This window comes from Pollutimonas bauzanensis, assembly GCF_040393045.1.
Taxonomy (GTDB): Bacteria; Pseudomonadota; Gammaproteobacteria; order Burkholderiales; family Burkholderiaceae_B; genus Pollutimonas; species Pollutimonas bauzanensis_A.
Genome location: NZ_JBEBUX010000136.1, coordinates 1 through 10,869, shown reverse-complemented (window position 1 = coordinate 10,869; position 10,869 = coordinate 1). Strand labels below are relative to the sequence as shown.

Sequence of the window (10,869 nt, the reverse complement as noted above, 5' to 3'; positions counted from 1 at the left end):
GTAGGCGAAGGCAGCCCGAATGGGCGTACGAGCCAGTCCACGCTGGTTCGGCGCGCAGGGCGCCGAATCGGGCCACGAGGAGCGCATATCCCCATCACCGCAGCTACGGCGTGTTAAGAATATGACAAGGACGCAGCAATGGCGTGTTGAACAAAAACAAGCAAGACCGCAGCAACGATGTATTTAAAAACTGAGTAAGACGGGCTCCAGGCCCCTAAACCGATAAGCATCCAACAGCACGTAAACAGGGCTTATCCAACACCAATACAACCCCATAACTCCGGCATATATCCAGCATCCGCATGACCCGAAACCTTCTTCCCCCGCAAGCAGGTAAAATGCCATGTTTCCCTCCTTTTGCCTGCGTCGTATCGTGAACTCTATCCAGTATCTCCTTGGCTCCTCGGTTTTGTCCTCATTTCGTCGTGAACGGCTCCTGCAGCGGTTTGCCGAACTTGAACTCCCCGTCGCCGACATTAGCGGCCGCTTCGAGCACTATGTGTGGACTGAAGCAGGCCTGAATTCCCAAGATCAGGCGCAGCTCGAGCAGTTACTCGACTACGGCAACGCTGCCAATAGCAGCAAAGAAGATAAAAACTCTCTGGTCTTGCGCGTTGTTCCTCGCTTCGGGACGGTGTCACCCTGGGCCAGTAAAGCCACCGACATCGCACATAATTGCGGTCTGCAGTCCGTGCGACGTATCGAACGTGGGATTCATTACACGCTGACTCCCTCGCGCGGTCTGCTCGGCGCTAAGTCCATTACTGCCGAACAATTGGCGAAAATCGCCGATTGTCTGCATGATCGCATGACGGAAACAGTGGTGGATGCCGCCTTTGACGGTGCAGCACTGTTTGCTTCCTTGCCTGGCAAGCCTATACAGATGGTCGATGTTATTGGCCAAGGGCAGGCGGCGCTGGACGAGGCCAACCGCAGCTTGGGCCTGGCTTTGTCGGAAGACGAGATCGAATACCTGGATGCGGCATTCAAGCAACTGGGCCGTAACCCAACAGACGTCGAATTGATGATGTTTGCGCAGGCCAATAGCGAGCACTGCCGCCACAAAATATTCAATGCGCAGTGGGTCATTGACGGAATCGAGCAACAAAATACGCTGTTCGGCATGATACGTGCAACGCATGCGGCGCAACCCGAAGGCACAGTGGTCGCTTATTCCGACAACTCAGCCATCATGAGCGGTGGGCCGGCAACCTTGTTTCATGCGGGCAATACGGCATCGGTTTCCACCTACGAGCACCATCAGGCTGTGGTGCATACGTTGATGAAAGTGGAAACACACAACCATCCGACAGCCATTGCTCCGTTTCAGGGCGCTGCTACCGGCGCGGGCGGAGAAATTCGTGATGAAGGCGCTACGGGCCGCGGATCCAAGCCGAAGGCGGGCCTGACGGGCTTCACGGTGTCCAATCTGCGCTTTAAAGATGCGCCAGAACCTTGGGAGATCGACGCTCACGGGTCGCCCGAGCGTATCGCCAGTCCGCTGGATATCATGATAGAAGGCCCCATCGGCGGCGCTGCTTTTAGTAACGAATTCGGGCGCCCCAATCTGCTGGGCTATTTCCGTACCTTCGAACAAACCGCCGGCGGTACCCGTTGGGGCTATCACAAGCCCATCATGATTGCGGGCGGCTTAGGCTCCATTGATGCGCGCCTCACCCACAAAGACCCAATCCCTCCGGGGGCCTTGCTGATTCAATTGGGCGGTCCTGGCATGCGCATTGGCATGGGCGGTAGTGCTGCATCCAGCATGAGCGTAGGCGCCAACACCGCCGAACTGGACTTCGATTCCGTTCAACGGGGCAACCCCGAACTCGAGCGGCGTGCGCAGGAAGTCATAGATCGTTGCTGGCAGCAGGGTGATAACAATCCTGTCCTGGCCATCCATGACGTCGGCGCAGGCGGTTTGTCCAACGCTTTCCCCGAGTTGGTCAACGACGCAGGGCGGGGCGCCATTTTCGAGTTGCAACAGGTGCATCTTGAAGAATCCGGCTTGTCCGCAGCCGAAATCTGGAGCAACGAATCGCAGGAGCGCTACGTACTGGCCATCTTGCAGCAAGATTTGTCGCGCTTCGATGAAATCGCACGGCGCGAACGGTGTCCCTATGCGGTTGTTGGCGTGGCCACCGAAGAGCGCCAATTACGCGTTACTTATGGCGAAGGCTTGCCTGGCGTTTCAGAACTAATCACGCCTAAATCCGACGCCGATGTGCGGCCGGTCGACGTGCCTATCGATGTCATCCTGGGCAAGCCACCACGCATGACACGTGATGTGCAGCGCCAGCCTGGCGTCGGCGAAGACCTGGATATTACGGATATTGCGCTTGATGAAGCCATCTCGCGTGTATTGCGTCACCCGACTGTGGCCAGCAAGAATTTCCTCATTACTATCGGTGATCGTTCGGTAGGCGGCCTGACTAGCCGGGATCAAATGGTCGGGCCCTGGCAGATTCCGGTGGCCGACTGCGCGGTGACCCTGGCAGATTACGAAGGTGTGCGCGGCGAAGCCATGGCTATGGGTGAACGCACCCCCATCGCCATGATCGACGCACCCGCGTCCGGCCGCATGGCTATCGCCGAAGCACTGACCAACCTGGTCGCCAGCGACGTCAAGTCGATGAAAGACATTAAACTGTCGGCAAACTGGATGGCCGCATGCGGGGCGTCCGGCCAGGACGCGGCCTTGTACGACACCGTATCGGCGATAAGCGATTGGTGCCAGCAATTGGGCCTGTCCATTCCTGTAGGGAAGGATTCGCTATCCATGCGCACGACGTGGTCGCACGACGGCGAGCAGCGCGAAGTGCTGGCGCCGGTTTCGCTGATCGTGACGGCCTTTGCGCCGGTGACCGACGTGCGGGCGACCTTGACGCCGCAGTTACGTACGGATGCGGGTGATACCGCGCTAATTCTCATCGATTTAGGCTTTGGTCAGCAACGCCTGGGGGCTTCGATCCTGGCGCAAGCCTTTAATCGGGTCGGGGAGACTGTTCCCGATATCACCGATGCCGCGGCGCTGGTGTCTTTCTTCACTGTGTTGCGTCAATTAGCAGCCGACAAACATATCCTGGCTTATCACGATCGTTCCGATGGCGGTCTATTGGCCACCGTATCCGAAATGGCATTTGCCGGGCGTGTAGGCGTGTCGATTAACCTGGATATGCTGACCATAGATCCGGTAGCCGCCGACTACGGCGACTATAAGATCCGTGCAGATCAAATGTCGGTTCAACGGGACGAAATCACCCTCAAGGCCTTGTTTGCGGAGGAAGCCGGCGCGGTTATTCAAGTGCCGCTGGCCCAGCGCGATTTCGTGTTGCAACAATTGCGCGCGGTGGGCTTGTCGGCCCATTCCCATGTAATTGGCAGTCTGAATAAGCTGGATGAAATTCAGTTGTTCCGGGATGGTAAATGTATTTACCAAAAGCCGCGCGCCGAACTGGGCCAGCAATGGGCCGAAGTCAGCCGTCGCATTATGGCCTTGCGCGACAATCCGGCCTGCGCCCAAGCGGAATTCGATATCTGGCAAGACAGCAGCGATCCTGGGCTCAGCCCCGTGGTTGCTTTCGATCCGCAGGAAGATGTCGCCGCGCCGTTTATCCTCACAGGCAAGCGCCCTAAAATTGCCATCTTGCGCGAGCAGGGTTGCAACAGTCAGGTTGAAATGGCCTGGGCCTTCGACAAGGCAGGGTTTCAGGCAGAAGATGTGCATATGACAGACTTGCTATCCGGGCGCGCACGCCTGGACGACATGCAAGGCTTGGTAGCGGTAGGGGGCTTTAGCTACGGCGACGTGTTGGGTGCGGGTGAAGGTTGGGCGCGAACCATACGCTTCAATACACTGCTGGCCGATCAGTTCGCGGCCTATTTTGCTCGTCCGGACACTTTTGCGTTGGGCGTATGCAATGGTTGCCAAATGATGGCTGCGCTGGCGAGCATGATTCCTGGCGCCGAACACTGGCCCAGATTCACACGAAATCAGTCGGAAAAGTATGAAGCGCGCTTGTCCCTGATGGAAATTCCCGAATCGCCGTCGCTGTTCATGCAAGGCATGGCCGGAACCCGCGTCCCGGTGGCTGTGGCGCACGGCGAAGGCTATGCGAATTTTACGCAGCAGGGCACGCTGGCCCAAGTCCGGACAGCGCTGCATTTTGTTGATAATCACGGGAAACGCACAGAGCAGTATCCCTATAACCCTAACGGTAGTCCTCAGGGTATTGCCGGCGTCACAACGGCAGATGGGCGCTTCACGGTAATGATGCCTCATCCCGAACGCGTGACGCGCAACGTGATGATGTCATGGGCGCCAACAAGCTGGGGGCCTGCCGATACCGGTGGCGTTGACAGCGCGCACGGTGGCTATAGTCCTTGGCTGCGTATGTTCCGCAATGCCAGGGTGTGGTTGGGCTAAACGCCTGCCAGGCGGGCATGCAAGGCACGGCCTTCATGCCCGCTTGTTGTTTAGCAGCCGCTTTCGGCAAGTAATATCCTCATGTCGGCGCATAAAGTAGGTATTGACCCTTAGTTCGCGTATAATCTTGCTTTGCACGGAGCTAGTTTATGCGTCTAATCAAAAAAGCGCTCACCTTCGACGATGTGTTGTTGGTTCCCGCGTATTCCGAAATACTGCCTCGCGACGCGTCCCTTGCGACTCGTTTCACCCGAGACATCACGCTGAACATCCCGCTGGTTTCCGCGGCCATGGACACCGTGACTGAGGCGCGCCTTGCCATTGCCATGGCCCAGGAAGGCGGTATCGGCATCATTCACAAAAACCTTACTGCCGACGAACAGGCCCGCGAAGTCGCGCGCGTCAAGCGTCACGAGTTCGGTATTGTGATTGACCCGGTTACCGTCACGCCCACCATGAAAGTGCGCGATGCCATTACATTGCAACGTCAGCATGGTATTTCCGGCTTGCCAGTGGTCGAAGCGGGCAAGCTGGTCGGTATCGTCACGAATCGCGATCTGCGCTTCGAAGACCGGCTGGACGTCCCGTTGCGCGACGTCATGACGCCGCAAGACCGTTTGGTCACCATGAAAGAAGGCGCTACGCTCGACGAGGCGCAATCACTCATGCACAAGCACCGTCTGGAACGCGTGCTTATTGTCAACGACAAGTTCCAGTTGCGCGGGTTGGCAACAGTCAAAGACATTGTCAAAAATACAGAACATCCCAGTGCCTCGAAAGATCATCAAGGCCAGTTGCGCGTAGGCGCAGCAGTAGGCGTAGGTGAAGGCACCGAAGAACGGGTTGAAAAACTGGCCAATGCAGGCGTCGATGTCATTGTTGTGGATACGGCTCACGGCCATTCTGCCGGCGTTATTGAACGCGTGCGCTGGGTTAAAAAGAACTATCCCAAAATCCAGGTTATTGGCGGCAATATTGCTACCGCTAGCGCAGCAAAGGCTTTGGTCGAAGCCGGTGCCGATTGCGTAAAAGTGGGTATTGGCCCCGGGTCGATTTGCACCACGCGTATCGTCGCAGGTGTAGGTGTTCCGCAAATTACAGCAATTGCTGATGTTGCCAAGGCGCTGCAAGGCACGGGTGTTCCTCTTATCGCCGACGGCGGCATCCGTTATTCGGGTGACGTTTCCAAGGCGCTCGCTGCCGGCGCTTCAGCCTGCATGATGGGCGGCATGTTTGCCGGCACAGAAGAAGCCCCCGGTGAAGTCGTCCTGTTTCAAGGCCGCTCATACAAGTCGTATCGCGGCATGGGTAGCCTGGGCGCCATGTCCGACGGTTCGGCAGATCGCTATTTCCAGGATCCCAACAACAATGTCGATAAGCTGGTTCCAGAAGGCATTGAGGGTCGGGTACCCTACAAAGGCAGCGTTATTGCCATCATCTATCAATTGATAGGCGGTATTCGCGCTTCCATGGGGTATTGCGGTTGTGCTTCCATCGAAGAAATGCGCAACAAGGCTGAATTTGTTGAAATCACCTCGGCGGGCGTACGCGAGTCGCACGTGCACGATGTGCAAATCACCAAGGAAGCCCCCAACTACCGGGCTGAATAAGCTAATTGGTTCAAGCGCTCGGCCAGCAGGCCGGGCGCGGACACCATGGCGTCATGCCCGGCTTCCAGTTCCGACCAGTCCCAACTGGTATTTTCCTTGACCCATTGACGCGAGCCTTCCACGGCGGCAAAAGATGGCGCTGTGCAATGAATGTAAGCGCAGGGCAGGCCATTGCCGACTGGGTGCTGCAATGGTAACGCGGTTTCGTACGCGCCCAGAGGTTGCGGAGTCAACCGGGACTCCACAAAAGCCACATCATCGACCTCGAACAACCCCAGGCTCTTGGGTTTGGGGGCTGGTAGCGACGGTATCGGTTGCGCGTCTGCAATTGCGCGCAACTTGGCCACGACATCGTCTGGCAGAGTATCGAAAGTGGAAACTCCGCTATCCAAGATAAAGGCATCCAGATACACCAGTTGGTCCAGTCGGTCGGCCAAAATATCGGCGACGCCTGTGATGACCAGCCCTCCAAAGCTATGTCCGACCAGCGTGACATTGTGCAAGTCTTCCCAAATCAGCACATTGGCAACGTCCTGCACAAAGGTGTGCAATGTAATATCTGGACGCAGCAAATGCGCGCGCTCACCAAGGCCGGTAAGCGTTGGCGTGTAGACTTTATGTCCCGACGCGCGCAAACGATCGGCGACTCTTGACCAGCACCAGCCGCCATGCCAGGCGCCATGCACCAGCACGAAAGTACGGGACGAAGGGGATTCAACGGGCATCTTGCTCTTCCTTTATATGGTTGCCGGATTTCAATAGTAAGAGACTGCTCAGCACCAGGCCGATTGCAGCCAATATCAACGCGAAGCCAAGGTCTGCGGCGAAATAGGTGTGGGTCAAGCTGAAGAATATTGGTCCTGCCAATTGGCCCCCTGCAAAGGCGGCGGTTAGGGCCGCCATCAGCTTGCGCGCGTGTACGCCGCCTACAGCCTGGGCTTCCTGCATGCCTAGCATGGTGATCACCATGAAGGTACCGCCTACGCAGATGGCGGCAATGGCGATTGCAAACAGGCTGGGCCAAAGTACAGGCAGCAAAACGCCCGCAGCCATAATGTACTGAGCACCTGCCCACACCGTACGGCGAGAAAAAATGGCGGCAAGCCTAGGGGTGATCAGCGTCGAGATAGCAGCCGCCAGGCCGAACAGCGGCCATGCCAAGCCGAAGAGGGCGGGGTCCGCTACTAGCAGCTTGGCCTGCGCCGGTAAAAAGGTTGCTGGCAATATATAGCCAAATCCAAACAAGCCGTAGCATCCTATGAGTGTCCAGTAGCCATTGATGGCTTTGGAAGGACTTGTTGGGGCCTCTGGGATGGGGGTGGCTGGGGATGGAGCGGTTGGCAGTGATGTTTGCCATAAACCGCGGGCGCCCCAAGCGCCTACCAATGCAACAGCACCCAGCAGCAGCCATGTGCGCGAGGAGGATACCGTGGCTAAGTCCAGCACCATGCACAAAATGCCTGCCAGAGCGACGCCGCAGCCAACCCCGGCAAATACCAGGCCAGCCCGGTGCGGCTGGCCCAATGCAGCCAGGCGCGGCAGGCAAAGTGAGGAGGTACTGACTAATACCCACGCACTCGCAACGCCCGCAATAAACCGCCACACCAGCCAGCTAAGCCATGTCTCGGTGACGCCCATAAGAATCGTTGTTGCCAGTACCAGGAAAAGCCCGACTCGCAGTTGCACCGAGGAGGTCCAGGGTAGCCTTGCTGCGACCAGTGCCCCAAGCAAATAGCCCAGATAGTTGGCGCTGGCAAGCCAGCCGCCTTCGGCGAGCCCTAGGCCAGAGTCGTTTTGCATCATGGGTAGCATGGGGGTGAAGGCAAAGCGGCCTATGCCCATGGCCACAGCGAGTGCGATAAATCCTGCGAGTGAAATTACAACAGCTGACTGCCTGGATTGCATGAAGGCTCCTTGTTACACGAAACTGTAGCTGTATTAGGCAATATGTGCCAGCGCAACCCGGCTCAATACGTTACATTAATGCCTTGCTTTCTTTTTCCTTTTTTCTGCCATGCACCAGCGCATACTTATCCTCGATTACGGTTCACAAGTCACTCAACTTATCGCACGACGCGTACGCGAAGCGGGCGTTTATTGCGAAATCCATCCGGGTGATGTCGACAACGCATTCATCGAGGGCCTGGTCGGCCTGAAAGGCATTATCTTGTCGGGCAGCCACGCCTCGGCCTACCACGAAGAGTCGCTCAAGGTGCCTAGCAAGGTATTTGAAGCGGGTGTCCCGGTCCTGGGCATATGCTATGGCATGCAGTCCATGGCCGCTCAGTTGGGCGGTAAGGTCGAATGGTCCGATCATCGCGAATTCGGCTATGCCGAAGTGCGCGCGCATGGTCACACCAAGCTGCTTGACGGCTTGGAAGATTTCACCACGACCGAAGGCCATGGCATGCTCAAGGTCTGGATGAGTCATGGCGACAAAGTTACCGCTTTGCCCCCAGGTTTCAAGCTGATGGCGTCCACGCCGTCATGCCCTGTAGCTGGCATGGCCGACGAAGCTCGCGGTTTTTACGCCGTGCAATTCCATCCGGAAGTTACCCATACCGCCCAAGGCGAAGCCATTCTGGCCCGTTTCGTTACCGAAATCTGCGGCTGCAATGGCGATTGGAATATGCCCGATTACGTCTCCGAGGCGATTGCAAATATTCGCGCTCAGGTAGGCAGCGACGAGGTCATTCTGGGCCTGTCGGGCGGGGTGGACTCATCCGTAGCGGCAGCGCTTATCCATAAAGCGATTGGCGACCAATTGACTTGCGTGTTTGTGGACCACGGTCTGCTGCGCCTGAATGAAGCCAAGCAAGTCATGGAAACCTTTGCGGGCCATTTCGGGGTCAAGGTCATTCACGTTGATGCGACCGAGCAGTTCATGGGCAAGCTGGCCGGCGTCAGCGACCCCGAAGCCAAGCGCAAGATCATAGGTAAAGAGTTTGTCGAAGTCTTCCAGGTAGAAGCCGGAAAACTTGCCAATGCACGCTGGTTGGCCCAGGGCACTATTTATCCCGACGTTATCGAATCGGCTGCAGTTAAAGGCGGGAAGGCCGTCGCGATCAAATCGCACCATAACGTGGGCGGTCTGCCCGACACGCTTAACCTGAAATTGCTGGAGCCACTGCGCGAGCTCTTCAAAGATGAAGTCCGCAAATTGGGTGTGGCACTCGGTTTGCCGCCTGCCATGGTGTACCGCCACCCATTTCCAGGTCCGGGACTGGGCGTGCGCATACTAGGCGAGGTCAAGCACGAATTTGCCGATCTGTTGCGCCGTGCAGATGCCATCTTCATCGAAGAACTGCGTAAAACCGTCGATCCGATCAGCGGCAAGAGCTGGTACGACCTCACTTCCCAGGCCTTTGCCGTGTTCCTGCCCGTCAAGTCGGTCGGCGTCATGGGCGACGGCCGTACCTACGATTATGTTGTGGCGTTGCGCGCCGTACAAACGTCCGACTTCATGACTGCCGATTGGGCGGAATTGCCGTATGCGCTGCTAAAGAAAGTGTCTTCGCGCATAATTAATGAAGTGCGGGGTATCAATCGGGTCACTTATGATGTTTCCAGCAAGCCGCCGGCGACGATAGAGTGGGAGTGAGTTACAGCAGCGGGGCGCTCTGGTGCCCCGTCTTTGCCCCCGAAGGGGATATTGGAACTACCGGCGAGTAAACCGATGAACACCAGCGAAAAGATCTATTCCGGCAAGACCAAGGACCTGTACGCCCTGCCGAATGACAACATCCTCCTCGTCTTCAAGGACGACGTCACCGGCGAAGACGGTGTCATCGACCCGGGCGCCAACACCGTCATCGGACAGGTTGAAGGCAAAGGCCGAAAGTCTCTCGCCATGACCGACCATTTCTTCAAGTGCCTCCATGCCGCCGGCATCCCTACCCACCTGGTGCGTCTCGACCTCGAGCAGGCCAGCATGGAAGTCCGGCGCGCCGAGCCCTTGGGCAAGGATATCAGCGGCAAGGGCGGCCTCGAGTTCATCTGCCGCACTCGGCCCTGGGGCAGCTTCCAGCGGCGTTACCAGAACTACATCGGCGACACCGCGAGTACGCTCGACTACCTCGTCGAGATCACCATCAAGGACGACGAACGCGGTGATCCCCTTATCAACGACGACACCATCGTTGCCCTCGACCTCCTTACCGAGCAGCACCTCGAGCAGGCCAAGGACCTCACCCGCCGGGTGTGTCGTATCGTCGAGTCAGACCTGACCGACAAGGGGCTCAGTCTGATCGACATGAAGATCGAAATCGGCTTCGTCGACGGCGAGGTCGTGGTCATCGACGAGGTCTCGGCGGATGCGATGCGGGTCATGGACGACAAGGGCAGGGTGCTGGATCACGGGACGTTGTACGAAAAGCTGATGCACTAGGGCAGTGGGGCATAGCTGCCAGCACGAAATTCCAGAAGCCCGCGTAACTGCGGGCTTTTTTGCGGACTTTGAAACTACGGCATTCACGAATGCTGCTATGCGATCACCAGGTTGAACCCGGGTGACCATCGAGCCGACAGCAACCACGTCTCCGGCACCGCCGGAACAGGGAATAATTGGAATATCTATTTTTACAGGGTACGCACCATTGGCAACCATGAGATCGCGGTAGTTCAACGATACGGCCCTCACCTCGACCCTTACTTCGTATGGGGTGAGAGGGCGGTCGACAAGATTCTCCAACTGCAGACCATCAATAGTCCCACCGTGCGAGATACGATAGTTGCCTTGATGTAGTAGCGTTACCGCGCTCTAAGCTTCGCGTCAAAGGGGGCTACTCGGCTTATCGCTGCTTCTAGCACTTTTCAAGAACCAATATTAAA

General features: G+C 57.2%; 6 protein-coding genes and 1 pseudogene. 4 read left to right on the top strand and 3 right to left on the bottom strand.

Annotation, left to right across the window (positions count from 1 at the left end; translation table 11 throughout):
- Positions 1-343 precede the first annotated feature (343 nt).
- Together purL and guaB are read left to right on the top strand one after the other, a co-directional pair.
- Positions 344-4,429, top strand: a complete 4,086-nt coding sequence (purL, locus tag ABWO67_RS16715; RefSeq protein ID WP_502930037.1) for a phosphoribosylformylglycinamidine synthase — start codon at positions 344-346, stop codon at positions 4,427-4,429.
- A gap of 149 nt (positions 4,430-4,578) precedes the next feature.
- Positions 4,579-6,039, top strand: coding sequence for an IMP dehydrogenase (guaB, locus tag ABWO67_RS16710; protein WP_353153598.1), 1,461 nt, complete (start codon positions 4,579-4,581; stop codon positions 6,037-6,039).
- Here guaB and ABWO67_RS16705 read toward each other — a convergent pair.
- Positions 6,024-6,764 carry an alpha/beta fold hydrolase gene (locus ABWO67_RS16705; protein ID WP_353153595.1) on the bottom strand — a complete coding sequence of 247 codons (741 nt, stop codon included), beginning with the start codon at positions 6,762-6,764 and terminating at the stop codon, positions 6,024-6,026. The genes guaB and ABWO67_RS16705 overlap by 16 nt on opposite strands.
- Entirely contained in the window at positions 6,754-7,944 is a 1,191-nt protein-coding gene (locus tag ABWO67_RS16700; protein WP_353153592.1) for a YbfB/YjiJ family MFS transporter, read from the bottom strand. The genes ABWO67_RS16705 and ABWO67_RS16700 overlap by 11 nt, the downstream gene beginning before the upstream one ends.
- 109 nt (positions 7,945-8,053) lie before the next feature.
- Between ABWO67_RS16700 and guaA the strand changes: the two genes are divergently transcribed.
- Positions 8,054-9,640, top strand: a complete 1,587-nt coding sequence (guaA, locus tag ABWO67_RS16695; RefSeq protein ID WP_353153590.1) for a glutamine-hydrolyzing GMP synthase — start codon at positions 8,054-8,056, stop codon at positions 9,638-9,640.
- 75 nt (positions 9,641-9,715) lie between these two features.
- On the top strand, positions 9,716-10,426 hold the full coding sequence (locus ABWO67_RS16690; RefSeq protein WP_353153587.1) for a phosphoribosylaminoimidazolesuccinocarboxamide synthase: 711 nt from the start codon (positions 9,716-9,718) through the stop codon (positions 10,424-10,426).
- 99 nt (positions 10,427-10,525) lie between these two features.
- On the opposite strand, the pseudogene ABWO67_RS16685 reads toward ABWO67_RS16690, so the two are convergent.
- A pseudogene (locus ABWO67_RS16685) lies at positions 10,526-10,729 on the bottom strand (alcohol dehydrogenase catalytic domain-containing protein); the annotation flags it as partial.
- Positions 10,730-10,869: the final 140 nt, after the last annotated feature.